This window comes from Candidatus Planktophila lacus (genome assembly GCF_002288385.1).
Lineage (GTDB): Bacteria > Actinomycetota > Actinomycetes > Nanopelagicales > Nanopelagicaceae > Planktophila > Planktophila lacus_D.
Genome location: NZ_CP016783.1, coordinates 443,196 through 469,085, shown reverse-complemented (window position 1 = coordinate 469,085; position 25,890 = coordinate 443,196). Strand labels below are relative to the sequence as shown.

At 47.2% G+C, this 25,890-nt stretch carries 30 protein-coding genes and 2 tRNA genes; 12 read left to right on the top strand and 20 right to left on the bottom strand.

Annotated features, from left to right (window positions below; genetic code table 11):
• The gene (locus tag A1sIIB60_RS07300) at positions 1-549 is read right to left on the bottom strand and encodes a cytochrome b5 domain-containing protein (RefSeq protein WP_223298714.1); all 549 of its coding nucleotides are present in this window, start codon (positions 547-549) and stop codon (positions 1-3) included.
• Positions 550-692: 143 nt separating this feature from the next.
• Here A1sIIB60_RS07300 and A1sIIB60_RS02360 point away from each other — a divergent pair, with 143 nt between their 5' ends.
• Positions 693-1,070 carry a hypothetical protein gene (locus tag A1sIIB60_RS02360; protein WP_095677241.1) on the top strand — a complete coding sequence of 126 codons (378 nt, stop codon included), beginning with the start codon at positions 693-695 and terminating at the stop codon, positions 1,068-1,070.
• Positions 1,070-1,192: a hypothetical protein gene (locus tag A1sIIB60_RS07350; RefSeq protein WP_257789641.1), complete on the top strand. Its 123-nt coding sequence runs from the start codon at positions 1,070-1,072 to the stop codon at positions 1,190-1,192. Before A1sIIB60_RS02360 ends, A1sIIB60_RS07350 begins: the two co-directional genes overlap by 1 nt.
• A 2-nt stretch (positions 1,193-1,194) precedes the next feature.
• On the opposite strand, the gene A1sIIB60_RS02355 is transcribed toward A1sIIB60_RS07350, so the two are convergent.
• The 6 genes from A1sIIB60_RS02355 to A1sIIB60_RS02330 all read right to left on the bottom strand — a co-directional run bounded on the left by A1sIIB60_RS02355 (position 1,195) and on the right by A1sIIB60_RS02330 (position 4,895).
• On the bottom strand, positions 1,195-1,677 hold the full coding sequence (locus A1sIIB60_RS02355; RefSeq protein ID WP_095670904.1) for a phosphate-starvation-inducible PsiE family protein: 483 nt from the start codon (positions 1,675-1,677) through the stop codon (positions 1,195-1,197).
• Positions 1,678-1,700: 23 nt separating this feature from the next.
• A complete protein-coding gene (locus A1sIIB60_RS02350; RefSeq protein WP_095688978.1) occupies positions 1,701-2,102 on the bottom strand; it encodes a DoxX family protein in 402 nt (133 codons plus the stop codon).
• Positions 2,099-2,605, bottom strand: a complete 507-nt coding sequence (locus A1sIIB60_RS02345; protein ID WP_095688977.1) for a hypothetical protein — start codon at positions 2,603-2,605, stop codon at positions 2,099-2,101. The genes A1sIIB60_RS02350 and A1sIIB60_RS02345 overlap by 4 nt, the downstream gene beginning before the upstream one ends.
• A 63-nt stretch (positions 2,606-2,668) precedes the next feature.
• Positions 2,669-4,282 carry a hypothetical protein gene (locus A1sIIB60_RS02340; RefSeq protein WP_095688976.1) on the bottom strand — a complete coding sequence of 538 codons (1,614 nt, stop codon included), beginning with the start codon at positions 4,280-4,282 and terminating at the stop codon, positions 2,669-2,671.
• Positions 4,283-4,394: 112 nt separating this feature from the next.
• Positions 4,395-4,634 carry a mycoredoxin gene (locus A1sIIB60_RS02335; RefSeq protein WP_095688975.1) on the bottom strand — a complete coding sequence of 80 codons (240 nt, stop codon included), beginning with the start codon at positions 4,632-4,634 and terminating at the stop codon, positions 4,395-4,397.
• A 184-nt stretch (positions 4,635-4,818) separates the two neighbouring features.
• Positions 4,819-4,895: transfer RNA gene (locus tag A1sIIB60_RS02330), tRNA-Val, on the bottom strand.
• A gap of 211 nt (positions 4,896-5,106) precedes the next feature.
• Here A1sIIB60_RS02330 and A1sIIB60_RS07270 point away from each other — a divergent pair.
• The 3 genes from A1sIIB60_RS07270 to A1sIIB60_RS02320 are packed head-to-tail and all read left to right on the top strand — an operon-like array spanning position 5,107 to position 7,425.
• On the top strand, positions 5,107-5,391 hold the full coding sequence (locus A1sIIB60_RS07270; protein WP_190279222.1) for a hypothetical protein: 285 nt from the start codon (positions 5,107-5,109) through the stop codon (positions 5,389-5,391).
• Positions 5,391-6,347 carry a DNA cytosine methyltransferase gene (locus A1sIIB60_RS02325; RefSeq protein ID WP_223298713.1) on the top strand — a complete coding sequence of 319 codons (957 nt, stop codon included), beginning with the start codon at positions 5,391-5,393 and terminating at the stop codon, positions 6,345-6,347. The genes A1sIIB60_RS07270 and A1sIIB60_RS02325 overlap by 1 nt, the downstream gene beginning before the upstream one ends.
• 1 nt (position 6,348) lies before the next feature.
• The gene (locus tag A1sIIB60_RS02320; RefSeq protein ID WP_095688973.1) at positions 6,349-7,425 is read left to right on the top strand and encodes an HpaII family restriction endonuclease; all 1,077 of its coding nucleotides are present in this window, start codon (positions 6,349-6,351) and stop codon (positions 7,423-7,425) included.
• Between the two features lie 109 nt (positions 7,426-7,534).
• Here A1sIIB60_RS02320 and A1sIIB60_RS07265 read toward each other — a convergent pair whose 3' ends face one another.
• On the bottom strand, positions 7,535-7,684 hold the full coding sequence (locus A1sIIB60_RS07265; RefSeq protein WP_190279221.1) for a hypothetical protein: 150 nt from the start codon (positions 7,682-7,684) through the stop codon (positions 7,535-7,537).
• Positions 7,685-7,759: 75 nt separating this feature from the next.
• Between A1sIIB60_RS07265 and A1sIIB60_RS02315 the strand changes: the two genes are divergently transcribed.
• Positions 7,760-8,824: an NADH:flavin oxidoreductase/NADH oxidase gene (locus A1sIIB60_RS02315; protein WP_095688972.1), complete on the top strand. Its 1,065-nt coding sequence runs from the start codon at positions 7,760-7,762 to the stop codon at positions 8,822-8,824.
• Here the strand turns inward: A1sIIB60_RS02315 and A1sIIB60_RS02310 are convergent, their stop codons facing one another.
• From A1sIIB60_RS02310 to A1sIIB60_RS02260, 11 genes are all read right to left on the bottom strand, one after another.
• Positions 8,825-8,962 (bottom strand): DUF2256 domain-containing protein, encoded by a 138-nt coding sequence (locus A1sIIB60_RS02310; protein WP_190277198.1) that lies wholly within the window; start codon positions 8,960-8,962, stop codon positions 8,825-8,827.
• A gap of 153 nt (positions 8,963-9,115) precedes the next feature.
• On the bottom strand, positions 9,116-10,147 hold the full coding sequence (locus tag A1sIIB60_RS02305; protein WP_095688971.1) for a zinc-dependent alcohol dehydrogenase family protein: 1,032 nt from the start codon (positions 10,145-10,147) through the stop codon (positions 9,116-9,118).
• Positions 10,144-10,923: a WD40/YVTN/BNR-like repeat-containing protein gene (locus A1sIIB60_RS02300; protein WP_095688970.1), complete on the bottom strand. Its 780-nt coding sequence runs from the start codon at positions 10,921-10,923 to the stop codon at positions 10,144-10,146. The genes A1sIIB60_RS02305 and A1sIIB60_RS02300 overlap by 4 nt, the downstream gene beginning before the upstream one ends.
• On the bottom strand, positions 10,924-11,781 hold the full coding sequence (locus tag A1sIIB60_RS02295; RefSeq protein ID WP_095688969.1) for a C40 family peptidase: 858 nt from the start codon (positions 11,779-11,781) through the stop codon (positions 10,924-10,926). It lies immediately after the preceding gene.
• Positions 11,782-11,899: 118 nt separating this feature from the next.
• Entirely contained in the window at positions 11,900-13,030 is a 1,131-nt protein-coding gene (locus tag A1sIIB60_RS02290; protein WP_095688968.1) for a C40 family peptidase, read from the bottom strand.
• Entirely contained in the window at positions 13,027-14,028 is a 1,002-nt protein-coding gene (locus A1sIIB60_RS02285; RefSeq protein ID WP_095688967.1) for a C40 family peptidase, read from the bottom strand. Before A1sIIB60_RS02285 ends, A1sIIB60_RS02290 begins: the two co-directional genes overlap by 4 nt.
• Positions 14,029-14,040: 12 nt before the next feature.
• A complete protein-coding gene (locus A1sIIB60_RS02280) occupies positions 14,041-14,583 on the bottom strand; it encodes a DUF305 domain-containing protein (RefSeq protein WP_095689616.1) in 543 nt (180 codons plus the stop codon).
• A gap of 50 nt (positions 14,584-14,633) precedes the next feature.
• On the bottom strand, positions 14,634-15,008 hold the full coding sequence (locus tag A1sIIB60_RS02275; RefSeq protein ID WP_095688966.1) for a hypothetical protein: 375 nt from the start codon (positions 15,006-15,008) through the stop codon (positions 14,634-14,636).
• Between the two features lie 51 nt (positions 15,009-15,059).
• On the bottom strand, positions 15,060-15,548 hold the full coding sequence (locus A1sIIB60_RS02270; protein WP_095688965.1) for a DinB family protein: 489 nt from the start codon (positions 15,546-15,548) through the stop codon (positions 15,060-15,062).
• A 43-nt stretch (positions 15,549-15,591) separates the two neighbouring features.
• Positions 15,592-16,419, bottom strand: a complete 828-nt coding sequence (locus A1sIIB60_RS02265; protein WP_150131908.1) for a hypothetical protein — start codon at positions 16,417-16,419, stop codon at positions 15,592-15,594.
• A gap of 349 nt (positions 16,420-16,768) precedes the next feature.
• A tRNA-Val gene (locus tag A1sIIB60_RS02260) sits at positions 16,769-16,842 on the bottom strand.
• A gap of 57 nt (positions 16,843-16,899) precedes the next feature.
• Between A1sIIB60_RS02260 and A1sIIB60_RS02255 the strand changes: the two genes are divergently transcribed.
• The 6 genes from A1sIIB60_RS02255 to iolD all read left to right on the top strand — a co-directional run bounded on the left by A1sIIB60_RS02255 (position 16,900) and on the right by iolD (position 25,357).
• Positions 16,900-17,793 carry a CPBP family intramembrane glutamic endopeptidase gene (locus A1sIIB60_RS02255; protein WP_190279220.1) on the top strand — a complete coding sequence of 298 codons (894 nt, stop codon included), beginning with the start codon at positions 16,900-16,902 and terminating at the stop codon, positions 17,791-17,793.
• A gap of 3 nt (positions 17,794-17,796) precedes the next feature.
• A complete protein-coding gene (locus A1sIIB60_RS02250; RefSeq protein WP_095688962.1) occupies positions 17,797-18,483 on the top strand; it encodes a hypothetical protein in 687 nt (228 codons plus the stop codon).
• 83 nt (positions 18,484-18,566) lie between these two features.
• A complete protein-coding gene (locus A1sIIB60_RS02245) occupies positions 18,567-20,240 on the top strand; it encodes a hypothetical protein (RefSeq protein WP_095688961.1) in 1,674 nt (557 codons plus the stop codon).
• Positions 20,241-20,307: 67 nt separating this feature from the next.
• A complete protein-coding gene (locus A1sIIB60_RS02240) occupies positions 20,308-21,900 on the top strand; it encodes an amidohydrolase (RefSeq protein WP_223298712.1) in 1,593 nt (530 codons plus the stop codon).
• Between the two features lie 4 nt (positions 21,901-21,904).
• Positions 21,905-23,395, top strand: coding sequence for a CoA-acylating methylmalonate-semialdehyde dehydrogenase (locus A1sIIB60_RS02235; protein WP_095688960.1), 1,491 nt, complete (start codon positions 21,905-21,907; stop codon positions 23,393-23,395).
• Between the two features lie 42 nt (positions 23,396-23,437).
• Entirely contained in the window at positions 23,438-25,357 is a 1,920-nt protein-coding gene (gene iolD / locus A1sIIB60_RS02230) for a 3D-(3,5/4)-trihydroxycyclohexane-1,2-dione acylhydrolase (decyclizing) (RefSeq protein WP_223298711.1), read from the top strand.
• Here iolD and A1sIIB60_RS02225 read toward each other — a convergent pair.
• Positions 25,354-25,842 (bottom strand): hypothetical protein, encoded by a 489-nt coding sequence (locus A1sIIB60_RS02225; protein ID WP_095677226.1) that lies wholly within the window; start codon positions 25,840-25,842, stop codon positions 25,354-25,356. The two genes, iolD and A1sIIB60_RS02225, sit on opposite strands and share 4 nt — an antisense overlap.
• Positions 25,843-25,890 lie beyond the last annotated feature (48 nt).

Genomic DNA, 25,890 nt, shown 5'->3' with positions numbered 1-25,890 from the left:
TTACTTTTCTAGTTTGCCAAGCGCATAACCACTTAAGCGCGCTTCTGGCTTTCCCTGTCCACGGTGCATAGCAAGAAACTCTGATGTGCCATCTGTGCCACATAAAGATGTAATTGCACCTGATCCGCCTGGATGAGAACCAATCCATTTCGTTAAATCGTAAACATATCCATTAATTACAGTCCAACAACTAGAAGATGTGCCGTTAGCTTTTACGCGCTCCATTGTGTAACCCGTTGAAGCTGGAGCTGCAGATTTACTTGGCTCTGCAGATTTGGTTGCCATTGGAGTTGCACTCATCGCTGGTGCAGCAGGTGCCGCACTTGCAGCAGCAGTTGCCGATGCAGTTGGTGCGCTCTTAACCACCACACCTTTATTCCAAACCAACTTACTTCCCTTTTTCACACAAGTAAATTTGCGACCAGATACTGTCGAAGACTGTCCCGCCTTCTTGCATGCCGCACCTTCTTTAGCAGCGGCAGAGGCAGATGGGGCAACAACTAGAGCCAGAGCAACGGTTGCGCCAGTGGCGATCGCATAAATTTTCATAGCGAAAGGGTAAACCAGCGTGCTGGGCTATGCGCGCTAGAACCAAAATTCACATGGATTTTTCAGGTCGCACTTCTCCTTCCGTGCGCCTAACCTTTAAGGTATCCAAACGGATAACAGAGTTTCTTGGAGAGGAAACGCTCATGGACGAAAAGTCACTTATCAAGCAGTGGAACCACCTACGTCTTCAAATCATTCAGGCACAAGTTGCCCCAGCTCTAGTTCTTATTGCAATTGTCGCTCTTGCTGCAATCGGTTCCTTTGAAACCGCATCAGATGGCGCGAAGTACTTAGCCCTTGGCGTTGCAGCCGTTACCGGAATCCTTGCAACTATCAGCCAATACGCAGCAGTGCGTGAAGGCGAAGCGTTGATCGTTGATCTTCGCAAAGTAGAGAAGCCATCTGCAATGACTGAAAAGATCGCAGATTCACGCGGCCTTGTTTCACTTTCAGCAATTGCGATCATCGCATTTGATATTGCAATCTTCGCTCTCGTTGTCTGGGCAGTACTAGGCGCCTAATGAAGATCGGTCTTGTCTTAATTGCCATCAATGCGATAGCGGTCATTGCTCTGGCAACGCGTTTTGATCGGCCGCGCAAAGACCCGAAGCGCCTTACCGGCCGCGGCGGAGATTTCGAGTAGTTCTACTTACGGCGATGCGCGCTCTTCGATAAGAAGATCGCAAATACCAAAGCAACAACTATCAGGGCATTTAACCCCATCTCGTAAATCGCGCGCTCAAATGCCACATCGCTCTTGCCTGTCTGCAAGGTAAGCGATGCGCCCACCGTCAAGATATGTCGCACAGCAGCGATGACACCAATAATCAAAAACTTATCGAGCTGGTAAACGCCATCGGTAAAGCGCGAGATAACAGTGCGCAAGATTTCAAGAATGATGACGATAAACAAGATGTCATTTACGCCTTGGATCATTCCATTTGGAAAGAAGGGCGCAGTCTCAATTAAGCGTTTGATGCTAAAGAAAAATGCGCCAATGCCGATACCCAACAAGGCGAGTGCAAGAACTGCGTGAAAGATATCTTCCATCATGTCCACGTACTTCAGTGGAAGGATGGATTTCTCTCCATAGACTTTATCTTCAGATTCAATCTCTTTTTTTGCCATAGAAAACGGTACACCCGCGTTCTTTACCTCGCCCGTCGAACCGCTCGCCACGCCCCAGTTGCCCATAGCGCCCACGCCACAAGCAGCGGCTGAAAGAACAAACGCACCAACCGCGCCCGGTCGGTATCTAACCCAAATGCATCTATCCCATTTACATACTGCGAGATATTTCCCGGAAAGATCGCCACAAAGAACGCAGCCACAACCCAACCCACTTGCACTTGGTACTTAACTAAAAAGACCAACGCCAGACCCAAGACAATCTCCACCACACCAGATGCCAGAACCACAAAGTCAGCGCTAAATGGAACCCAGTTCGGAACCTGTGCCTGAAATTCCAAACGGCTAGAAGTTAAATGTGTAAACCCCGCATACCCAAGCGCAATACCTAGGGCTACCCGTGCAAAACCTTGGACGAATCTCATTGCCCGCGCAGAACTTCGCCAGGCACTTCTCTCGCACCAACCCCGAGCGTTATCGCAGATTTAGTACGCGCAGTGATCATGAAGCTATAGATCCCAGGTTCTGCGACTTCGCTAATGCGCGATAAATACAAATACATGGTCCGACTATAAGTTTCCAAGAACTCAGTTCGCTCGGTGAATTTCATTGTTGTCTTCTTACCCGACGGCGAAGTTATAACCAGTAGCGGTAATTTAGAATTCTTCAGTTTATTCTCTGGCTTCTTATCAATGATTAGGTATTGAACATCCAACTGATCGCCTTCTTTTAAGGCGGCGCGAAATGCCTTCTTCTGTCCAGCCTTAGTAAATGATGCGCGCACCGCAAATGAGACTGTGCCATCCACCAACAGAGGCCCAGCACTTGGCGTGGTGTCGCTATTTAACAAATCCACCGGTTGATGCGCAGCTGCCGGCGCCATGCCAAGCAAAGTCAGAGCCAGAGTTGCTGCAATTATCTTCTTCATGCGGCTCCCTAATTTTCACTTAAAGGTCTCGGAGTATTCACCTGCGTCTTAAATTGCGAGCACCTAAACTTTTTCTACCTTAACAATATCTCCAAAAGTCCCTGACTCAACAATCGTTATTTTGTACCCATTAGAAATTGTGCTCTCGCCCTGCTTCAACGGGTATGACGCCATAAAGAATGGCTCACTGGTGACCGTTCGCCCGATCGGTAGAGATAACTTCATTCCAAAACCGTGACGTGTCTCGGTTATATCCAATTCGTAAACCAAGGCGCCTTGGCTCTGCTTAGGAAGTTTGTAGTAAAGACCTGCAGGTCGAAGTGTTTCAACAACTATCGCCTTGGTGGCAGAGACTCGAATAATGATTGATTTGCTTTCATTCGTTTGAACAGTAGATGGCGCAATCCAATGGATGCTTGAACCACCTTTTGTTACGCACTGAACTTGCGAATCTTTGATGAAACCAAGTCGCCACTTTTCCCAAGTGGTTAAATCTCCACCCCATGGCGTCATCATGGTGAGCCAACCCATGCCGTACTCGGTATTGATGTTCTGCAACTTATCGCCGTAATGATCATCAAATCCGACACCAGCATGAAAGAGCTCGTGTATCCACCAAAATGGATGACCTAGCTCAGACAAAAATTCTCTATTTGGATTAGCAGCCAGGTGCGCCTGTTGAGTTGAACCCAGGGCGACAAATCCCTCTGCAGTGTTTAGGGAACCAATTGATGCTTGCGCGAGAATGCTCGCATCTGAGCCAGCAGGGGGTACAACGATGACGATATTCACGCCCTTGAAATCTATAACCGGATCAACGGCAGCGACAAGATCGCGATTAAAGCGAACGTGATTTGGAGCATCGTGGCGCGCAGTGTGGACAATCTTATAGTCACCTAACTTGGAATTCATTTTTATATACTGATCCGGAATTCTTATATCTACCGATGATGGAAAGTCAGCCGAATATTCAAACCAGTCTTTGAGCAACTTCATATAGACGTCGTAGTCTTGAGCAGGTGAATTCTTGGGTTGTGCGCTATCGGTTGAATAGACTGGAATGAGTTGAATAACCGCGTTCGGTGAAGGGAATTTTCGAATCGAGTCGTACTGATTGCGCCACGGCTCTGCGGTGGTGTATCCCAGACTTCCTTGAACTCCTGTTGGCGTGACTAATTTGCAAGGTTCCGTATCGCTGAACAACGTTTTTGCATCGTAAGTGCTACTTGGTCGATCTTTGCCCAATTCGTATTTATTGATGCGCATTTGACCGGCACACCATTGAAAATCAGTGAAGTACTTCTGGATCTCTGCTAGCGCAACATCCAGTGCGCGATCCTCTTGGCAGGGGCCGCTAAAGTCTGTGTAATAGCCCTGGTCGGTTGAAAAAGTTTTCGAGTAATCAACCTTTGCAGCTACGGGTTCAGCGCTCTTTGTAGCAACCGGCTCTGGTTGAGCGGGAGAAGATGGCTTTGTTTGTAATGGCTTGGAAACAACTGAACCCTTATCCCAAACAAACGCCTTACCCTTTTTAACGCAGGTGTACTTCTTTCCCGAAACGGTAGTGATCTGTCCAACCTTCTTACAGGCCGCACCAGGTTTAACTGCAGCATAAGAATTGCTCGCTATCAATGTCAGCGGCAAAACTACCGCAATCAATTTCACTATGCGCTTCACGCAATGATCCTAAAGCCAGCGACCGACATTTAGGAATACCTACAAAAGAAAGAAGCCCCGGGTGACTAAATCCGGAGCTTCTTTCAGCGTTAAATATATCCAGTTAGCGCAATTAAAGCGATGCCAACTTCGCAACAACTTCTTTAGCCGAAGGATTGGTCATCGCACTTCCATCTGAGAAAACCAAAGTCGGCACCGTGCGATTGCCACCATTTACCTTCTCAACGATCTCAGCCGTTCCCGGTACTTCCTCAATGTTGATCTCTTCAAAAGTAACTCCGAGTTCACCTAATTGAGATTTCAAACGCTTACAGTAACCACACCAGCTAGTTGAATACATAACAAATGACATGCCCTAAGAGTACTGGCGCACACTGATAAATGTTTGTTAAAGTAAATGCACTACGTCAGAAGGCGCTCTATCCGCAGCTACAACGAAAAACCCCGTCAGCAATGGCGGGGTTTTCGCTTTTCCACATAACTTCAAATAAAAACAAAGAAGCCCCGGGTGACGAAATCCCAGGGCCTCTAATGTGTGGTCTGGCTGGCGGGATTCGAACCCACGACCGTCCTCTTCGTCATAGAGGTGCTCTATCCGCTGAGCTACAGCCAGACACATGCGCAACTTAAATGCCATCTGGCTGAGTCAAATTTTTTAATCTCTTAACTGTGTATAACTTCGAGAATAGAATTAAGAACTTTTTGATATCCTTTTACTACTTCGTCATAGAGGTGCTCTTAAGAGCACAGCAGAAAACCCCGTCAGCAATGGCGGGGTTTTCGCTTTCTCTCCCCATGTCACACCCCACCCATAGATTCCCCACATGGACTTCGCACTCGAACGCGCCCGCACCCTTACACCCGACTCCGATAGCGAGGAATACCTCCTTGAAATCGCTTGGCTCTATAACCGCGTAGTCCTCACCGGTTCACAGATCCCCGTTATCGACCTCGCCTACGAACTCGTCCTCCCCGAAGAATTCATCGGAGAATGCGTGAGCACTGCAATGGATATCGGCTTTCTCACTGCACCAAAGCGCGGAACTTTCGGTGGCAAGATCACGCCGAAAGCGCTGCGGAAGTTAAAACAGGTTGGGAAGCATCGGTAGTGAATTCAACCGAAATACACGCAACGAACGTTTCCGAGCAGATTTCAGCCCTGTCAGCAGATAAAGTCGGATCATTAAGAGGAGAAGCATTGTCTAAGTACAAATTTATCGACCTTTTCGCTGGAATTGGCGGCTTCCATTTAGCCTTCCATAAAGCTGGCGCAGAGTGCGTTTTCGCATCTGAATGGGATGAGGATGCGCGGCTTACTTACGAGGCGAACTTTAAGAAGATTTCTCCAAAGTTGTTTAAGTCCAACAACTTTGTTGGCGACATAACGCAAGTGAAGAAATCAATTATTCCAAACTTTGACATTTTAACTGGCGGATTTCCATGCCAACCGTTTAGTCAGGCAGGCTTCAAAAAGGGATTTGAAGATACACGTGGCACCCTATTCTTCGATATTGCCGAAATTATCAAAATAAAGAAGCCAAAGGCATTCTTCTTAGAAAACGTGCGAGGACTTTACTCGCATGACGGTGGAAGAACCTTTCAAACAATTAAAGAGACTCTAACGGAGGATCTCGGCTACTCATTCCACCATGCGATTGTTAAGGCCTCAGACCATGGATTACCTCAACATCGACCAAGACTATTTATGGTTGGATTCCGAAATCCTGATACGGTCTTTGAATTTCCAAAAAAACGGGAACTAAAATTCAACATGTCCGACGTGATGGACGGGAAAGTTGATCGTGAAATCGGTTACACACTCCGCGTTGGGGGGAGAACGTCGCCAATTGATGACCGCCGCAACTGGGATGGGTATCGCGTGAATGGCAAAGTCAGGCGCCTTACTCCACGTGAAGGTTTAAAAATGCAAGGATTTCCAGCAAGTTTCAAATTTCCAGTTTCTGATATAGCGGCAATGAAGCAACTGGGAAACAGTGTCGCGGTTTCTGCGATTCAAGATTATGCGAAACAGATTATTTACTCCCTAGAGAATCCCAGGGGATAATATGCCTGACCCACGGGGAAATATTGGTGAGTGGAGCGAACTTTATACTCTCGGATATTTATTGGTCCATGGCGGAGCATTTGCTGCTGATGAAGAACAATCAGCTATACCTGAGATTTTCTATAAAGTCTTACAGGTTTACTTGGCTGAAACCGTAGATGCTCCAGAAACAAATTATGTGATTGGTCCATCCGACGTCGCAATTCTGGTCGGTGGGAACGAAGTTGGGCATATTGATCGCAGCCTGATACAGCGTTCTCTTGAACTGATGCTCAACGAATTAACAGATGGCACCCATAAAAAAACTTTCGCATTGGCAACTGGTTCTGAACTGATGCAACTTCTGAAAAGAACGAGAATTAGTGCAGCCTCTAGCAGCCACGAGAATGATCTGGATCTCGTTTTAGAGGATCAAGTCACTCAAGTAGCAACACCTAGAGTTGGATTCAGCATAAAATCCCAAATTGGTGCAAGAGCTACTCTTTTAAATGCCTCTGGAGCTACAAATTTCATCTATAAAATTGTCCCTGACGATCCAAATGTAGCTAGAGCTTATCCAAAGTTCGAGCACGGTAAACATATTAGTAACATAAATTCTTTATATGCAGCTGGATTTCATCTTGAATTTTTGGAAACGGCGAATCCGAATTTTTATGAAAACTTGACACTTTTAGACATGAAATTTCCTGATTATTTGGCAAAAGTCCTGCTTCAATACTATTTAACGGGAGATAAAACATTCTCTGCTGCAGTTCAGAATGTCTTTCCAGAAGAAGCCGTGGGTTCAAGGCAACCAATTTTCAAACTAAAAGAATTTCTTGGAGCCGTAGCGATGGGTTTGCGACCTAGCAAATCATGGGATGGCGACACTACTAAGTTCAGCGGAATTCTTGTTGTGAAAAAGAATGGTGACATTGTTTTTTACTATTTGTACAACAGAAAGAAATTTGAAGAGTATCTTTTCAATAACGTAGCTTTCGAGCGTGGTGACACGAAAAAGCATAAATATGGTTTTATTTATACAGATGAGGGCGTAGATAAAATCAAATTAAACCTCCAAATTAGATTTTCCAACTAAATCTGATACCGCTTTATCACCCTTCGTCAAAAGGATGCTTTTGCTGAGTAACAGCGAAAAACCCCGCCAGAGATGGCGGGGTTTTCTTTTTACTTTAAAGATAAAGAGATTACTTAGCTTTTAGCGACTCCGCGGCATCTGTGTGGCCGCTGGCTTCGAGCTTTGCGATGATGTCGGCTTTAACAGCCTTGACTACATTGTGAGTGCCGTTGCAGTTCTTCTCTGGATCCGTTGTGTATCCGCAAGCGCAAGCGCCCATTTTATTCTCCTTGTTTGATCGCTCTTGTTTAAATCTTACTGGGTAAGTGATTTTATTTCAGAGTAAGATCGAGATATGAACACACTCTTTGATCCATTTACTCTGCGCGGAGTTACATTTCAGAATCGCGTTTGGGTCTCTCCTATGTGCCAATACAGCGCAACGGATGGTTTTGTGGGTGCGTGGCATAGCGCGCACTTGGGAGCGTTTGCAACGGGTGCGCCGGGGTTGATCATGGTTGAGGCAACTGGTGTTGTTCCAGAGGGGCGAATCTCAATTGGTTGTCCAACGATTGAAGATGACGCGCATGCCCAGGCATTTGCACCGATGGTTGATTTTGCGCATTCGCAGGGCGTGAAGATGGGAATTCAGTTGGCACATGCTGGACGCAAGGCATCGACGATGCGTCCGTGGGATACAACGCGAATGGCTGAAATTGGTGAAGGCGGATGGCAAGCGGTTTCATCAACGGATAAAGCCTTTGAGGGATATCCGGCGCCACGTGCTTTAACGGTTGCTGAGATTGCGCAGTTGGTAAGTGAGTTTGCTGATGCGGCTCGACGTGCTGTGGCAGTTGGCTTTGATGTAATTGAAATACATGCAGCGCATGGTTATTTGTTGCACCAGTTCTATTCACCGGTTTCTAATGATCGCACCGATGAATACGGTGGCAGCTTTGAGAATCGGATCCGTTTCTTGATGGAGGTAACCACTGCGGTGCGCGCTGCGATTGGTGATCAAGTGGCGCTCTTTGTTCGTATCTCGGCAACTGATTGGGTTGATGAAGGTTGGAACTTAATTGATTCGATTGAATTGGCGGCGAAGTTAAAGGCTGCGGGCGTTGATCTGATTGATGTTTCATCAGGGGGCGCCGTTCATAACGCACCGATTAAGGCAACGCCAGGTTTTCAAGTTCCCTTTGCGGCTGCGATCCGTAAAGAGGCGGGAATTCCAACTGCGGCAGTTGGATTGATTACCGAGCCAGAGCAAGCGCAATACATTATTGAGACTGAAGAAGCAGATGCGGTTTTCTTGGCGCGTGCGATGTTGCGCAATCCACGTTGGGCGATGAACGCGGCAGAGGCGTTGGGTGTGAAGATTGACTGGTCGTTGCCGCTTGATCGCGGCCGAACTATTTAATTACTTTCCGTTCTTACATTTCTCTGAACAGTATTTAACGTTCTCCCAATCGCGCGCCCATTTCTTGCGCCATTCAAAGGGCAGACCGCAGGTTGCGCAGATCTTTGGCGGGAAGCCGTTCTTGGTCTTTGCGATCACATTAGAAGAATAGTTGTTACGCAGAGTAATTAAGAGAACTTCGTGGAGAAATCGGCTGTATCTTTTAACCACGTCGCAGGAGTGTGAGTTACAGGAAAAGCCCGTGGAGAAATCCGCGGGCTTTTACTTTGCAAAGCTTTAGTGAATTAGTTGCTAAAGCTCAGGTGTAATGACTGTGATGCCACCGAAAGGTTGGGAATCTAATTCAGCGAGTGCTTTGGCGCCTTCAACTAAGCCAACTTCACGTGTAATTAGTGATGCCGGGTTTAACTTGCCGCTGGCAACGAGCGCCAACATTTCTGGGTAATCCTTTGCGGCCATTCCGTGTGAACCAAGAAGATCTAACTCCCAAGCGATAACGCGGGCCATTGGGATATCAGTTAAACCGTTTGCTGTGAGTAAGAGTCCGAGTTGTAAGTGGCGACCACGACGAGCAAGTGAAAGTACGGATGCGCTGGCGGTTTGTTGGCTGCCTAGTGCATCGACTGCGACATCTGCTCCCCCGAGGTTTTGCATGAAGGCAACGGGATCGACTTTGCTGGAGTTAATTGTTTCGGCGCCAAGTGATTGTGCGATTTCAAGTGCGGCATCGTTGATGTCGACGGCGTAAACGTGTGCGCCTTGGGCTTTGGCGATCATGATTGCGCTTAGGCCAACGCCGCCGCATCCGTAGATAATAACTTTCTCATCTGCTTTAACGTGTGCACGTTTAATGAGGCCGCGATAGGAAGTTGCAAAGCGACAACCAAGAGCTGCGGCGGTTGCAAAGGAAACGTTTTCGGGAATTGTTACTAAGTTGAAGTCGGCGTTATTGATCGCGACGTATTCAGCGAATGAGCCGAAGCCGGTAAAGCCAGGTTGAGTTTGGGTTGGGCAGACTTGAGCATCACCGCGTGTGCAGTATTGGCATTTTCCGCAGCCGCAGACAAAGGGAACGGTTACGCGATCGCCAACTTTAAATTTGGTAACTGCGCTGCCGATTTCGGAGATAACACCTGCAAGTTCGTGGCCTGGAACATGTGGCAAGACGATGTCAGAGTCGTGGCCCATCCAAGCGTGCCAATCGCTGCGACATAAACCCGTTGCTTCTACTTTGATTACGACGCCATCGTTTGTTGCAGTTGGGACCGGGATATCTTTGATTTCAAGTGGTCCCTTGAATTGCGTGAAGTAGATAGCGTTCATGCGCCTACTTTAATGGTTAATACCTCTCCGGCGACAATGGCTGCCAATATCTTTGATGAGACTGAGAAATCTGAAATATCAGCTTTGTAGCTTTTAAAGATTTCCCAACTTTTGGCCTGATCCGTTGAGCGGAAGATCTGATTCTTTGAAGCAATGTAAAGATCTTTGCCAACGCTCTCCACAGCCGCTATTTCAGATTTGAAAGATACCGCAGTGGAATTCGCAAATGAGTTACTGGTTTTAAATAGCTTTCCCTTTTCAATTGCTAAGGCGCCACCCTGTGTGCCAGGTAAAATTGCGATATCTGTATATTTCATTTCACCGATTCGCTTCCAACTTTTACCTAGATTCTTGGAATACATCAGCGAACCATCTGTCGCATTACCACCATAAATTTGAGAACCAGATACTTCTAGAAAGTGAAAATCTACTTCGCCAAGGAGCGATAATGACTTCCAAGTTTTGCCGCCATCAACTGAGCGCAGGAGGCCGACTGGGTTGGGTAGCTTTGAATTTGCACTTGGGTGTCCGCTGGCAAAGAGAGTTGCGCCGTTGCTGTCCAAACCCATGATGTCAAAGCGATCTTTACCGATTGGTTTCATACTGTTTTGAGCGACAAACTCAAATAAGCCTTCGTGAGTGCCCATCAAGATTGTGTTATTAAATGCTTTGATCCCGTGAATATGTGAGACCGAATCAAAGGTGGCGGCACTTAACGGTGAGATTTGTGTAAGCGCTAGCGCAAATACCGTTGCCATAATTTTTACTGGTCGCATTTAAACTCTTCCTGCATATGGCATCATGCCTTCGACGCTATAGATATTTGAATAACGAAGGCCAGTTTTGGTAGAACGCGCTTCCCACATCATGCCATTTCCAGCGTAAATACTTATATGGTGAATGGTGCTTTGGGTTCCCTTATATGAGTAGAAAATTAGATCACCGGGTTGCATCTCTGCAATTGGGATCTGTTTTGTGTAGGTGTAATAAAGGCTTGAGTTTAAGCGATCCCAAATCGGCCAACCTAGTCCAACCGATTTAAAGGCGGCATAAACAAGACCAGAACAGTCAAAGGCATTTGGTCCTTCACTACCCCAGATATATGGCTTGCCGGCTAAGACTTGTTTCTTAGCAAATTCAACTACCTTTAAACGTTGTTCTTCCGTGGTCCTGATCCGGGAGACGCCAGTTGGTCCTCCGCCTTTCCAAATTTTTGACTGCGTCTTGGTTTTGCTAGCTTCGTTAGCGCGCGTTTCTTCCAAGATCGCCAACTGTCGCTTCTGTTCCAAGGTAATGCGAACTTTCTTCGCTGATGCTAAATCTCGCTGCAACTTATCTTGAACAGCCTGTAATTTATCAACTTCTTTCTGCTGCTCGCTACGGGCATCATCTGCCTCTTTCTTTGCCGCGGCAACACGGACGGTCACTGCAGCTTGATTTGCTTTGGCAACTTCTGCCTTAATCTTCGCCGCCTCTGCTATATCTTCAGCGACTTTAAATCGTCTTAGCGCAGTTTTATTTCCCTCACCTAAATTATCTAAAGTTGATAATCGATCTATTACATCCTGTGGTCCGTTAGAACTCAGAATTGATTCGAGATCTGTTAAGCCACCGCCTGAAATATATGCATTCATCGCCAACTTACCGATCTCGCGATGCGTACCGGCAACGGCGGCTACTGCTACTTCATATGATGCCTGTGCCTGCTGTGATTGATTTACGGCGACAGCGAGATCGGCCCTAGCGCGCTTATCACATCATGCCATTTCCAGCGTAAATACTTATATGGTGAATGGTGCTTTGGGTTCCCTTATATGAGTAGAAAATTAGATCACCGGGTTGCATCTCTGCAATTGGGATCTGTTTTGTGTAGGTGTAATAAAGGCTTGAGTTTAAGCGATCCCAAATCGGCCAACCTAGTCCAACCGATTTAAAGGCGGCATAAACAAGACCAGAACAGTCAAAGGCATTTGGTCCTTCACTACCCCAGATATATGGCTTGCCGGCTAAGACTTGTTTCTTAGCAAATTCAACTACCTTTAAACGTTGTTCTTCCGTGGTCCTGATCCGGGAGACGCCAGTTGGTCCTCCGCCTTTCCAAATTTTTGACTGCGTCTTGGTTTTGCTAGCTTCGTTAGCGCGCGTTTCTTCCAAGATCGCCAACTGTCGCTTCTGTTCCAAGGTAATGCGAACTTTCTTCGCTGATGCTAAATCTCGCTGCAACTTATCTTGAACAGCCTGTAATTTATCAACTTCTTTCTGCTGCTCGCTACGGGCATCATCTGCCTCTTTCTTTGCCGCGGCAACACGGACGGTCACTGCAGCTTGATTTGCTTTGGCAACTTCTGCCTTAATCTTCGCCGCCTCTGCTATATCTTCAGCGACTTTAAATCGTCTTAGCGCAGTTTTATTTCCCTCACCTAAATTATCTAAAGTTGATAATCGATCTATTACATCCTGTGGTCCGTTAGAACTCAGAATTGATTCGAGATCTGTTAAGCCACCGCCTGAAATATATGCATTCATCGCCAACTTACCGATCTCGCGATGCGTACCGGCAACGGCGGCTACTGCTACTTCATATGATGCCTGTGCCTGCTGTGATTGATTTACGGCGACAGCGAGATCGGCCCTAGCGCGCTTATATTTTGCATCGGCGGCGTTAGCTAATTGAACGAGCGCCTTTAAATTTCCACGTGCCTTCGCCAACTTTTTAAATGCTTCATCTGCGATCTTCTTCTTGGCAAGTTCTGCTTTCTTAGCAGCTTCAATCTGTGCCAAGGTTGGCTTATGGTTAGTTGCCGAAATTGGAGCGGTGACAGTGCTTGAGAATGTGAATGCCGCAATTAAGGTAAGGAGTGCAAACCGTTTGGATAACTTCATAGCCGCCTTGCTCCAACAAATGGCTTTGATCCAAAGCGTTTAGTTAACTTCACAACTTCAACGCGCTTTCCGGGACGTGGTGCCTGGACCATCTTTCCGCCGCCCATATAGAGCGAAACATGGCTGATTGGCTTACCAAAGAAGAGCAAATCACCTGGTTTGAGAGCGTTATATGAAATTGGTTTTCCATATTTGACTTGAATGCGCGATGAATGAGGCAGCGAAACTCCCGCTGTTTGATATGCCCGCATCGTTAAACCACTGCAATCCCAACGGGTTGGACCTGCCGCGGCCCAGACATAGATATCGCCAATTTGTTTTAGCGCATACTTAAGGGCGATTGAGCCGCGCGAATTGTCACCAGCGTAACTGGCTGCGTATTTCTTGGAGTCGTTGAGGATTTTATCTTCGCGTTCGGCCTCTTCGCGTGCCAGGCGTTCTCTATCTTCTTTCTTTAACGACTTTAAGATTTTCTCTGCTTTTGCTAATGCAGTCTTTGCGGATGCAACCTCTTTATTTAAACGCAACTTTTCTCTCTTCAAGAGTTCCGTTTTATCTGAGACTACATATCGCGATGCTTCTACCTTCTGTTTATTCCGAGTGAATTCTTGTAACTCTTGGGAATAACCACGAGTGATGATCTCCAAAACAGAGGCATCTGACAGATACTGAGTTGGATCTGCTGAAAACATCAAATCAACAGTTTTACCAAAGCCATGGCCTTGAAAATTTGCAATTGCAATTCGTGCAAGAATTTCACTCGAGGCGTTTAACTTCTCCTTGAGAACTGCCTCCTTGGCAACCAGCGCAGAGTTCTCTTTCTCAAGCTGCTTAATTCTAATATTTGCCTCATTGGCTGCTTCAAATTTTTCAGCAGCCAGTGTCCTAAGTCGGTTCACATCGCGCTGGGCAGAAGCAACCGATGGCGCCGCTACCGCAGAAGGTGAAGTGATGAGAGAAGTTAGAAATAAGGCAAAGACGAGAATTATGCGCATCATGGGGAAATCGCCTTAAGCGGACTTGGCCAATAGCTTCTTCATCGAAGAAATCTCAGCTTTTTGCACTCGGATTATTTCCTTTGCCAATTTTTTCGCTTCTGCGTTCTTAGTTGAATTTAAAAGTTCCACCATTTCCAGGGCTCCCTGGTGATGTTCGATCATTGCGCTCAAGAATGCTTTATCGAATTTAGCTCCCTTTAGGGCGCTCAACTCCTTCATCTGCTTATCTGAGATCATGCCGTTCATATCCATGTGATGGCCCATAGTCGCCGGTGATTTAGTGGCGCTCAGCCAATACTTCATCTGCGTAATTTCTCTCCCTTGGGCTGATGAGATAGCCGACGCCAGCGCCTTTATCTCTCTATTGGAACTATTCTTCTGAGCATATTTGGACATATCTATCGCTTGTTGATGATGCGGAATCATCATTTGAGCGAACATGATGTCGTTGTTATTTAAGTTTGAAAGTGTTTTGCCATGCGAGGTCGCAGTGGCAGGGTTGCTGGGAAAGAATGAAATAGCAACAATCGCTGCAATAATTAGTTTTCTAAACATATTAATCCTTTTCTCGTCGATGAACATTTCAATTCAGTAGCGAGAGAGGATTAGATTCGAATGACTCCTAATTGCGGAAGAGATAGTGCATATTTAATATTTGGAGGTCTTTGCATCACGCTACCCAAGAGAAAAACTTGAGATTTATAATGCAGAAGAGCCTTCAGAGATTTTTTCAGAAGATATTTGCGGCTTGCTAGAAGTACTAAAAAGAAGGCTGCTGTGCAAACATTTGCAACCAGTGAATTACCGCCAATTACATTGCCGCCGGATTGTTCGAGAACTTGATGATGACCGGCTGCGCTGGCATGAGTCGCCTGCTCTGAGTGACATGCATGCACGACAACAAACCCGGCGGAAAAGATCACCAGAAATAGCGCCATTGCCCCGCTGTACTTGGCCGCTAGCGATTTGAAGGCGAACATGAAGTAAACGGTACCAACCGAGCCTTGAATATTCTCGTTAAAACAGGCTTCTCAATCGATTCTCAGGCTGAGTTCGTAGCCCCAGACATCGAAGTCATCTAGGTCTACCTTTTTGTAGCCGCGGGCTTCGAGTGCAGAAACTGCGTGCGCGCGGTGTTCGATTGAGTGATGTACCGCTTGCGTGATGATTGTCGAGCGCATCCAGTGGAATGTTTGGCCATCGCGGATAACTTCAATTGATTGATCTTCAAGATCAACGAGTTTCAATAAGCGGGCATCGTTGGTGGCTAATACTTTTGCGATCTCGCGTAGTTCGGACATGTTCTTTGGCTGCTCTAGAACTTCGGCCTCTTTGCCTTCAAGGCGCGATGCGTAACCGCCGGATGAAGATGCGATGTGGCGCAGGATTTCGCGGACTGGAAATTCTGGGTCTGTGGCATAGGCATCGAGTGCTTCATCGGGTAGCTCGGCAATTAACTTGTAGATCTCTTGGTTGGCCCAAGCCATATGTTCGAGTGCGCGCTGAAGTGAGATTGTCATGTGTGGACTCTACTTCTTCTTATAGCCAGTTGGGCCCATTACTTTATGGGCGGATAATGACTTTCTTGTAGCCCTTCGGACACTTTGGATTTACTCCAGTTACATTCTTTCCGGTAGCGCCCTTAACGCAGGTAATTGTTGATTTCTTAGGCGCCGCGATTGGTTTTGCTACCGGTGTTGGAGATGCTGATGGCGAAGGTGCTGCTTTTGCTTTCTCTATCGCTTCTTGCGCCAGCGCTGCAGCAACGTAGGCTTCAGCTTCCCTCACTATATCGAGGTGCTTGTAAACAGGAGATGCGTAGTTGATTCCACCTTTGCCGTCGTAATCTCCAGATGCACCGCAGGAATAACCGTTCATACCATTTGGAGTTGTAGCCATGTAAATAAACTCATTTTTGTAAGTTGACGTGATGGAGCCTCCTGAATCGCCACCGCAACCGAATCCTGCCTTCCCATTATTCATAATTAGATGGTTTTCTAATTGTTTGCGCTCATAACCAACAATCGCTTCGACCTCTTGAAGAGTTCGCAAAATAGTAGTCAACGACCTGGGCTGAAAAGTTTTTTGGTACTTAGAAGAACACGGTAGTTTTTCGTTGGCATCGCAGCGATCTCTATACTCTCCGTATCCGTGCATTTTAATTGGCGTGCGCGATTCACGGATTTCAAGTTCGAGCTCAGGAGTCAAGAGTTTCACAGGTGGCGCCGGGATTAAATCTTTCTCCAAAACATAAACTGCAAAGTCATCGACCGCCGCATTGTTATATCGATAACCCTTGGCGATAAACCTCTTTTCCACTTTTATCGCTCCGTTGTAGTCACCAGCCGTCGAGTTGGGTTTACCAACAAAGGCATACTTTGCCCCGAACATGATCTTGTTACCTTGCGAGTCAAATTGATACTCGGAGTGCGCTGCGGAGAAAACGATTCGTGACGAGTATAGGAATCCAGAATATGAAGCCTGGTTCCCTGCGTTCGGTATTGCATCAACATTGGAAGTATAAATTGGCACAATTCTGGGATTCGAGAGATCAATTGCTGCGTTTAATCCAGCGTTTGCGGGTTGGGTAAATGTGGATGCGCATAGGGCTAAGGCCAAGGCGGCTGCGCGAAATTGCATAGGTAAAAGTATTGGGTCTTTGGTTGTTAAGTAAATAGTTACTGTGCGTTAGGAAATACTAATGGCCACGCTTAACTACGGCGTGGCCATTAGGTGTGCGTACCGCTGGCGGGGTTCGAACCCGCTACCATTCCCGTAGTTAGTGGGATGCTCTATCCAATGAGCTACAGCGGTACGCAGGACGGAACCTAAGTCAGTAGAAGTTTGCTGACTTAGGTTTTTTACTTTGCTGTGGATAGATATGAACCACGTTTGTCAGTGGGGCTCGCTAGCTTTGCAGGTATGAAGCGATTGCAGATCGGGTTGACCTTAGCGGGGTTCTCGTTCTTTGCCATATTGTTATTGCGATACGTGCGCGTTCCATTTATGGATCCATCCGGAAGCGCCAGCAATATCGCGGCTTTCGTTGTGATGGGTTTAGTCTTTCTCTTTTTCATTAAGCGATTTAATTTGCCATCGCTTGAATACTTTGGTTTGCCGCGTATTTCACCTGGTTCAATCTTTGCCATAGCTCTCTCTGCTGCGATCTTGATTTCCGTTATCTCTAACGAAGATAACGCGATGAAACCGTGGAAAGTTGCGGTGCCCGGGATTATCTTCTTGCTCTCTATCGGTTTCGGTGAAGAAATCGTTGCTCGTGGCTTTATATATGGCGTATTAAAGCGGCGAAGCCATAAGGCGGCGATATTTGTTTCATCGCTCTTCTTCGGGTTGATGCATTTAAATCTCTACACGGGCAGTGACTGGGATCCATGGTTGGCCTATTGGCATGTGATGAGCGCTTTCTGTTTTGGTTTCTTGATGTGCGCGATCATGATTGCAACGCGCAGCATTTGGGTTCCAGTGTTGGTGCACGCGCTAATGGACTGGAGCGTTGTTTTTGATAAAACTCCCCCAAAATTGGCTGATAACCCGCCGACTTCATATCCATTTTGGGAAGGGCTGACATCGCCATTTTCAGATTTCTTAATGATTCTCTTTCCCGCTCTCTTGATTCTCTACTTTTCAAAGCCACGCAAGATCTGGGTTCCGCGGTGGTTGAAAGGCTTTGCTATCCGTCTAGCAATTAAATGGAAGTTAGTTGACGAAAGTTCGGACAAACCGGCGCTAGTTGGGCAGAATTAGGCCATGGGATTTATCGCTAATTGGAAAGCTAAGCGCGCATATAAAAGCGCGATGGAAGTTTACGATGCCGAGTTAACTGATTGGCAGAGCGATATTGAAATCTTTCAGAAGGCGCGCGATGCATTTGTGCTCGCTGCTAAAGGTGAAGATGTTGTTGTTAATCAGACGATTCAAAAGGCTGGCGAAATAGTTCTCTGGACTGCGCAAGGTCAATTCCACGAAGCAGGTCGAGGCGCCGGAAGTTTTCAAGGCTCTAGCCAAGGGCTAAGCATTCCGGTGGTTGCCGGTATTCGTTATCGCGTTGGTGCAACGCGCGGTACATATGTTTCCGGTGATCCAATTCAGAAATATGCTGAAATCGGCGATGTGCTTTTAACAACCCAGCGCGTTTTGTTTAACGGAATGTTTAATACCAAAGAGTGGGCTTTTTCAAAGTGGAACGGTGCTGCCGCATCCGCCGATGAGACTGATTACATCTTTCATGTCAGCAATCGTCAGAAGACTTCGGGGGTTTTATTCGGCGCCCGTGATGGCCGAGAATTTAACCGTTTCTTATCCTGCGCCCTGATCGCCGCCGAGTACGGCATAGATCGGGTAATTCAGGAGATAGATAAGAATATGAAAGAACTCGAGGAAGATAAGCCTGCGATCCCGCCGCTTAAGATGCAGGCGCCCAAGGAACTCGAGTAGGCCTGCATAAATCGCGGGGGTAATTGACGGCGGATATGTAGGCCTAAGTAGGCTGTATCGGTCAGTTGCGAATGGGGTTTTACGTGAAGTCAGTCCGTAAATATGGAGCAGCTCTAGTTGCTGCGCTTTTGTTGGGTTCGTTGGTTCAGGCTAATACAGCTAGCGCTGGAGGAAAGATTCCGTCCACGATTCCAAACTTCGGTCTCTATCTAACCGAAAGCTTTGACTTGGCGATCGAACCAAATAACTTCTGGGCAAATGCTGATTCTGCAGACCACAGCAAGATGTTGCGATGTGAATCTGTTGATGATCCGATCTGCACCCAAGCAACTTCAGTTAAGACAATCAACAATCTTCCTACATGTGCCGTTGATTCATCTTTTGATTGCATCAAATCTATTTGGGCCATTGATTCGGCCGGCAAGAGAATCGATGGCCAATTCTTAAATTCTTTGCCAGTTAAGGGAACCACTGATCGCCCAGCGATTCCATCGATGATGTTATCTGCGGCAAATGGGTTCGGTGGGCTCTGGAAAGTTCCGGGCGTTATCAATGGTGGCGGAACCGATGAATACTTTGTTTCGTTAAGAATTGATTCTTATGTAGATAAAGCCGCGGGCGTGCCAATGAGTACAACTAAAATTTATTACGGAAGCTTTATGGCGGGCATAACCCCAGTGAAACCAGTTTCTGGAAATTATGCACCGATGACTTCGCGCCCTAACTGGGGGCCAACAGGTGCTCCTGCGAACTCGGGTCCTTCGAATACTCCGCAAGGAGAACGTTGCATGGTTGTCGATACCGGTGTCTGCCAACTTCCACAGGATTTCCCAACCGGTTATCGCTTTGGAATGTCTGTGCAACTGGCGCAGAAGTTAAGCGGTTGGTTCCACGGACGTATCGCACTTCCGCAGATTGAGATCACGCCAAATGGAACAGGTCAGATTGTAAATATCGAGGCTGAGCCGGTAAAGATTTCTACTTTAGATTTCACAATTCCTAATGCGCAAATCCCTGAATCAGTTCGCAAAGTCATCTTTGCTGATGTCGATTGGGGTTTGCAGGGTAATGTCAATGGCGACAGCGTTAAGACAATGCTAAATGGGCTCTCTAATCCGCAGACGATGCAGATTATGAACGATATGTTGCCGACTATCGGAGATAAGGCGACAAAGACAACGCAGTATTGGTCTTATCGCGCGCTAAATACGTGGCAGAACCCAGAGATTGAACGCTGCAGTAAATCAAAGGATGAACTTGGTGGCGTTGTTACAACCAACGCGCTTACCTATAGCGCCGGTCCCCCAACATTTAATAAAGCAACTGGTGCACTTGAATACAAGGTTGCATCTCCGCACTATGAGGCAAGTGGCGCTGAAGCATCTGGCACGTATGACTTAGCAATTAACAGCAAGGTTGCGCGTTGTATCTATGAGTTCTCTAGCGCGCCAATTCAGGCTGAAATTTCAGTCACAACTTCAGGTGGAGAGAAGAAGGTTGCGACAACGATAGTAAGCGAGAAGAACGGTTGGCTTTACTTGTCAGCGAAGGGATTTGGCTTCTCATCTCCAACTATCAACGTCAAGCTTTCGCAGGAGAAGGTTGTTGCACCGGCTCCGGCGCCATCACCTTCTGAAACTCCCGTGGTAACACCGGTTGCTAAGAAGAAGGTCACAATCTCTTGCGTAAAGGGAAAGACCACTAAAAAGGTAACGGCAGTAAGTCCTAAGTGCCCGGCGGGATATAAAAAGAAGTAACCCCTAGACTTGCGCCGCTTCTCTATTTAGAGATTTGGTTTCTTGAGAGATTAGGCGGCAAGCGCAAGTGGCAACTTTCTTTAGCGGCGGCACTATCTGGTGTGGCATCGGTTGCGTTGCCAATTCTGTGCGCATCGATGGCGAGAAGATCGTTGAGATAAATGGTGCAGCTGAACCTGGAGATAACGTTGTCGATTTAGCAGGTGCATTTATGGCACCAGCATTTATGGATGGACATGCACATCCCTTGTTTGGTGGGCGTGAAGCACAAGGGCCGTTGGTAAATGGTCTGCAGACTGTTGCTGAAATGGTTGCCGAAGTAAAAAGGTTTGCAGATGCCAATCCAAATACGCCGTGGATTGTGGGCGGTGCTTATGAAGCTGCCGCTGTTAACGGTGGAGACTTCTTAGCAACTTGGTTAGATGAAGTTGTTAGCGATCGTCCTGTTGTATTGCAGGCAGTTGATCACCATACGATTTGGGTAAATAGCAAAGCTATTGAGATTGCTGGAATCACCGTTGCAACCGTTGATCCTGATGGCGGCACTATTGCGCGCAACCTCGATGGTTCAGCCCGTGGCACTTTGCGCGAGCCATCTGCCATGGATTTGATTATGAAACATGCGCCAGAGCGCACGCTGGAAGATGATGTGGCGGCAATTGCATGGTCATCGCAGCGCTACTTAGAAAGTGGAGTAACCGCATCCGTTGATGCGTGGGTTCGCGAGGGTATGGCAGAGGCATATATGGCCGCTGATAAAAGTGGTGCGCTAAAGATTGATATGGACCTATATCTGTTGGCACAGCCTGATTCATGGCGAGATAACGTCGAATACTTTGGGCAGATTCGCGAACAAGTTAAGGCACTTGGTCCAAAGTCGAAGTTGGCATGTAAGACGATAAAGATTATTGGCGATGGCGCTTTATCTGCCGGCACTGCTGCTTTGTTATCTCCTTATTTAGATGATCCAACATCAAAGGGTCTATTGATCTGGAACGATGACGAAATCTTGGATGCCGCTGTTCTATTTGATTCGCAAGGTTTTCAATTACATATGCACGCCATCGGCGATGCTGCGGTGCGTCAGGCGTTAGATACGATTGAAAAGATGGTTGCAGTAAATCCCAAGTGGGATCGCCGTCCGGTAATTACACATGCGCAGTTAATTGATGAAGCAGATCTGCCACGTTTTGCATCCCTAGGCGTAATTGCAAACTTCCAACCGTTGTGGACTTACTTAGATCCGATGAATAAAGAACTTATTGCACCGCGCATTGGTGATGAGCGTAATAATCGCCAGTACCAATTGAAGTCGATGGTTAAAAGCGGTGCGCGTATGAGTTACGGAAGCGATTGGCCAGTTACCTCTTACATTCCTTTGTTGGCGCTGGCTGTTCCAACCCATCGCCAGTCGCCAGATAAATGGCCGGCTGAAGGTTGGAGCGCACACGAGGCGATAACGGTTGAAGAGAGTCTGTCTTTCTACACCGCAGGCGTTGCCTACCAAGGCTTTAATGAAAAGCGCTTCGGTGAGATCGCCGTTGGAATGCAGGCGGATTTGATGATTCTGGAGCAGAACCCGCTGGCAATCGCGCCGCATGATGTGGCCAGTATCAAGATTAAGGCCGTTTATAAATCTGGGGTTGCCGTCATAGGATGAGGCTATGACTACAACTGTTGGCCACTGGATTGATAATAAAGAAGTACCAAGCACATCAGGTCGCACTGCACCTGTCTATGACCCTGCTTTAGGCGTTGAGACAAAGCGCGTTGCGCTAGCAAATGCGGCAGAGATCAACGCTGCTATCGCATCTGCGAAGAAAGCTTTTCCTGGTTGGTCGAAGACTTCACTCGCAGCGCGTCAACAGATCGTCTTTAAATTCCGCGAACTTATAAATGCGAAGAAGGGCGAGCTCGCCGAGATCATCACTAGCGAACACGGAAAAGTTTTATCTGATGCCCTAGGTGAAATTACCCGAGGCCAAGAAGTAGTCGAGTTTGCAGTTGGAATGCCACAACTTATTAAGGGTTATTACTCTGAAAACGTTTCAACAGGTGTGGATGTTTATTCAACTCGCCAGGCACTTGGCGTAGTTGGCATCATCTCTCCATTTAACTTCCCAGCGATGGTTCCGATGTGGTTCTACCCAATCGCAATCGCTGCCGGTAACACAGTTGTACTGAAGCCTTCCGAAAAAGATCCAACTGCATCAATCTGGATCGCCAAGCTTTGGAAAGAAGCGGGTCTGCCTGATGGCGTATTTAACGTTTTGAATGGCGATAAAGAATCAGTAGATGGATTGCTGCACTCCCCTGATGTTGAATCAATTTCATTCGTTGGTTCAACTCCTATTGCGCGTTATATCTACGAAGAATGCGCGAAGGCTGGAAAGCGTGTGCAATCACTTGGCGGCGCAAAGAACCACATGTTGGTCTTGCCAGATGCTGATCTAGAACTCGTTGCAGATTCAGCAATCAACGCAGGCTTCGGATCAGCTGGAGAGCGTTGCATGGCGATCTCAGTTGTCGTTGCAGTCGAGCCAGTTGCAGATGCGTTAATCGAGAAGATTGTTACTCGTATGGACAAGCTGCGCACCGGTGATGGTCGCCGTGGATGCGATATGGGTCCACTTGTTACTAAAGAACACCGTGACAAGGTCGCTTCATACATTGATGTCGCTGTTAAAGATGGTGCAAAGGTTGTTGTTGATGGTCGCGGCGTAAAGGCCGACGGTGAGGCTGCAGGTTTCTGGCTTGGACCAACCCTGATCGACCAAGTACCAACTACTTCAAGTGTTTATAAGGATGAAATCTTCGGTCCAGTCCTTTCTATTGTTCGCGTAAAGACATACGACGAAGGCGTTGCGCTAATTAATAGCGGTGCATTCGGCAACGGAACTGCGATCTTTACCAACGATGGTGGCGCAGCGCGTCGCTTCCAGAATGAGATTCAAGTTGGCATGGTCGGAATTAACGTTCCGATTCCTGTGCCAGTTGCTTACTACTCATTCGGTGGTTGGAAACAATCGTTATTTGGTGACACTAAGGCGCACGGTGAAGAAGGCGTGCACTTCTTTACTCGCGGCAAAGCGATCACTAGCCGCTGGTTAGATCCAAGCCATGGTGGAATCAACCTCGGCTTCCCACAGAACTAATTGATCTAGAACTATTTAATAGAGACATCAAGGGAGCTACAAATGGCAACTCGCAAGATGAGCGTCGGTCAAGCAATCGTCGAATTCTTGGCCCATCAATACACAGTTGATGGCACACATCGCGAGCGAACTATTCAGGGCGTCTTTGGAATCTTTGGACACGGAAACGTGGCAGGTATTGGACAAGCGTTAAAACAATTATCAACAACTGATCCAGATTTAATGCCGTACCACCAAGCGCGTAATGAACAAGCAATGGTTCACGAATCATCGGCATATGCCCGTATGACTCGTCGCCGTTCTACCTTTGCATGTGCATCATCAGTTGGGCCAGGTGCGACAAATATGCTCACTGGTGCCGCAGTTGCGACAACAAATCGTTTACCAGTGCTGCTCTTTCCGGCGGACACCTTTGCTAACCGGGTTGCCGATCCTGTTCTGCAGCAGCTAGAGCAACCATATGACTTAACGATGTCGGTAAATGATGCATTTAAGCCGCTATCTAAATTCTTCGATCGCATTAATCGCCCAGAACAAATCTTTAGTTCGCTGCTTGGCGCAATGCGTGTGTTGACCGATCCTGCCGAAACAGGTGCAGTAACTATCTGTCTTCCAGAAGATGTGCAGGCCGAAACTATTGAAGTCCCTGAAGAATTCTTGGCAGATCGCGAATGGCATATCCGCCGTCCACGCCCTGATGCTGGTGTCAGCGCAGTTGCTGCAAAGGCGATCCGCAACGCAAAGCGTCCATTTATTGTCGCTGGTGGCGGAGTTATCTACTCTGATGCTCATGCAGCGCTAACTAAGTTCGTGGAAGCAACTGGCATTCCAGTTGGGGTTTCACAAGCCGGAATGGGTTCACTTAATTGGGATCACCCACAAATGTGCGGTTCAGTGGGCGCAACAGGTACAACTACTTCAAACCGACTAGCTAAAGATGCGGATCTAGTAATTGGTATCGGCACTCGATATAGCGATTTCACAACCGCATCTCGCACCGTCTTCCAAAACCCAGATGTTAAATTTATCAATATCAACGTAACCGCCTTCGATGCCTTTAAGCATGGCAGCGCAATTCCGGTTGTTGCCGATGCGCGCGAGGCGTTAACTGAACTTTTACAAGAGCTAAATGGATATGCGCTAGATGCGGCATATGCCAAGAAGATTGCTGAAGAGAAGACAACCTGGAATGCAATTGTTGATGCATCTTTTATTGATCAAAAGTTAGCCAAGCCAAGCCAGAGCGAGATCATCGGTGCAGTACAGGCGGCAACCGATCCGCGTGATGTTCTGGTTGGTGCAGCCGGTTCACTTCCTGGTGATCTCCATAAGTTATGGCGCGTACGTGATCCACTTGGATATCACATGGAATATGCCTTCTCTTGTATGGGATATGAGATCGCTGCAGGTTTAGGTGTCGCTCGCGCTGATTCATCACGTACACCAGTTGTGATGATGGGTGATGGCTCTTACTTAATGATGCATACCGAACTCGTTACCGCGGTTGCTGAAGGCCTGAAATTTATTGTCGTCTTGGTGCAGAACCATGGCTTTGCTTCGATCGGCCATCTCTCTGAAGATATTGGCTCACAACGCTTTGGTACCAAGTACCGCTTCCGCGATAAGAAAGCCAATAACCACGAAACCGGCGATGTCTTGCCAGTTGATCTTGCAACAAATGCCGAGAGCCTCGGAATGAATGTAATTCGCATCGCTGAAACTCCTAACGCCATTGCAGATCTATCTGCAGCGATGAAGGTTGCTAAGGCGCACCCAACTGCAACGCTGATCCATATCAATAGCGATCCGCTGCTTTATGCACCAGGTGGAGAAGCGTGGTGGGAAGTTCCGATTCCTGCAGTCTCTACTTTGGAAAGCACCCAGAAGGCATACGCGCATTATTCAGAGGCGCGCAAAGCGCAGAAGAGATACTTCGGTAAGGGCGCTATTGAAAGAAATTAAACGTAACTGACTTCGCGGAAAGTGCGTTTGATCGAAAGCGTTAACTTGTCGTTCTTGGGATCGGCGACTCTAAAGAAGCACAGTATTTTCTTGCCGTACTTCTTCTCTTCGGCACCTGGATCTGGAAAGAAATATCCGTAAGTTAAAGTCGGTGGCAACTCTTTCTGTCCAGTAAGCGTTGCAATCGCGGCATTGTCGCAAGCGATTCCTGCCTCTTTCTTTGCCGCATCAGAGTTTAAATCTTTCGCCTTTATCTTGCCGATGTAGAAGACTTCGTAATGATGTGGTGCCGTGCAACCGGTTGGATAAAGAGTTTTGTAATTTGTATCGGTCCAGCGGCTTGATTTAGTTGGCGCTTTATTGGCGCTGTAGCAACCAGTCTTTAGCTCTAGGTAGAAAGAGCCTTTAGATAAAGCCTCAGCGGTGGGCGAACCCGAGAATAAGAGCGCTAGCACTGCGAATGCTGCCAATCTCTTTGATCTCATGCGTAAATCATAGGACCTAAACCTCAAGTTGAAGGTTTAAGTTAATCA

Excerpts from the sequence above, each read along its gene's own strand:
- A1sIIB60_RS02225 (WP_095677226.1), bottom strand. The coding sequence starts at position 25,842 with ATGAGATCAAAGAGATTGGCAGCATTCGCAGTGCTAGCGCTCTTATTC.
- A1sIIB60_RS07265 (WP_190279221.1), bottom strand. The coding sequence starts at position 7,684 with ATGGGCGCTTGCGCTTGCGGATACACAACGGATCCAGAGAAGAACTGC.
- A1sIIB60_RS02320 (WP_095688973.1), top strand. The coding sequence starts at position 6,349 with ATGCCTGACCCACGGGGAAATATTGGTGAGTGGAGCGAACTTTATACT.
- A1sIIB60_RS02355 (WP_095670904.1), bottom strand. The coding sequence starts at position 1,677 with ATGGCAAAAAAAGAGATTGAATCTGAAGATAAAGTCTATGGAGAGAAA.
- A1sIIB60_RS02235 (WP_095688960.1), top strand. The coding sequence starts at position 21,905 with ATGACTACAACTGTTGGCCACTGGATTGATAATAAAGAAGTACCAAGC.
- A1sIIB60_RS02305 (WP_095688971.1), bottom strand. The coding sequence starts at position 10,147 with ATGAACGCTATCTACTTCACGCAATTCAAGGGACCACTTGAAATCAAA.
- A1sIIB60_RS02350 (WP_095688978.1), bottom strand. The coding sequence starts at position 2,102 with ATGAGATTCGTCCAAGGTTTTGCACGGGTAGCCCTAGGTATTGCGCTT.
- A1sIIB60_RS02270 (WP_095688965.1), bottom strand. The coding sequence starts at position 15,548 with ATGACAATCTCACTTCAGCGCGCACTCGAACATATGGCTTGGGCCAAC.
- A1sIIB60_RS02295 (WP_095688969.1), bottom strand. The coding sequence starts at position 11,781 with ATGAATGCATATATTTCAGGCGGTGGCTTAACAGATCTCGAATCAATT.
- A1sIIB60_RS02345 (WP_095688977.1), bottom strand. The coding sequence starts at position 2,605 with ATGAAGAAGATAATTGCAGCAACTCTGGCTCTGACTTTGCTTGGCATG.
- A1sIIB60_RS07350 (WP_257789641.1), top strand. The coding sequence starts at position 1,070 with ATGAAGATCGGTCTTGTCTTAATTGCCATCAATGCGATAGCGGTCATT.
- A1sIIB60_RS02360 (WP_095677241.1), top strand. The coding sequence starts at position 693 with ATGGACGAAAAGTCACTTATCAAGCAGTGGAACCACCTACGTCTTCAA.
- A1sIIB60_RS07300 (WP_223298714.1), bottom strand. The coding sequence starts at position 549 with ATGAAAATTTATGCGATCGCCACTGGCGCAACCGTTGCTCTGGCTCTA.
- A1sIIB60_RS02315 (WP_095688972.1), top strand. The coding sequence starts at position 7,760 with ATGAACACACTCTTTGATCCATTTACTCTGCGCGGAGTTACATTTCAG.
- A1sIIB60_RS02300 (WP_095688970.1), bottom strand. The coding sequence starts at position 10,923 with ATGCGACCAGTAAAAATTATGGCAACGGTATTTGCGCTAGCGCTTACA.
- A1sIIB60_RS02335 (WP_095688975.1), bottom strand. The coding sequence starts at position 4,634 with ATGTCATTTGTTATGTATTCAACTAGCTGGTGTGGTTACTGTAAGCGT.
- A1sIIB60_RS07270 (WP_190279222.1), top strand. The coding sequence starts at position 5,107 with ATGGACTTCGCACTCGAACGCGCCCGCACCCTTACACCCGACTCCGAT.
- A1sIIB60_RS02280 (WP_095689616.1), bottom strand. The coding sequence starts at position 14,583 with ATGTTTAGAAAACTAATTATTGCAGCGATTGTTGCTATTTCATTCTTT.
- A1sIIB60_RS02275 (WP_095688966.1), bottom strand. The coding sequence starts at position 15,008 with ATGTTCGCCTTCAAATCGCTAGCGGCCAAGTACAGCGGGGCAATGGCG.
- iolD (WP_223298711.1), top strand. The coding sequence starts at position 23,438 with ATGGCAACTCGCAAGATGAGCGTCGGTCAAGCAATCGTCGAATTCTTG.
- A1sIIB60_RS02285 (WP_095688967.1), bottom strand. The coding sequence starts at position 14,028 with ATGATGCGCATAATTCTCGTCTTTGCCTTATTTCTAACTTCTCTCATC.
- A1sIIB60_RS02290 (WP_095688968.1), bottom strand. The coding sequence starts at position 13,030 with ATGAAGTTATCCAAACGGTTTGCACTCCTTACCTTAATTGCGGCATTC.
- A1sIIB60_RS02250 (WP_095688962.1), top strand. The coding sequence starts at position 17,797 with ATGGGATTTATCGCTAATTGGAAAGCTAAGCGCGCATATAAAAGCGCG.
- A1sIIB60_RS02265 (WP_150131908.1), bottom strand. The coding sequence starts at position 16,419 with ATGTTCGGGGCAAAGTATGCCTTTGTTGGTAAACCCAACTCGACGGCT.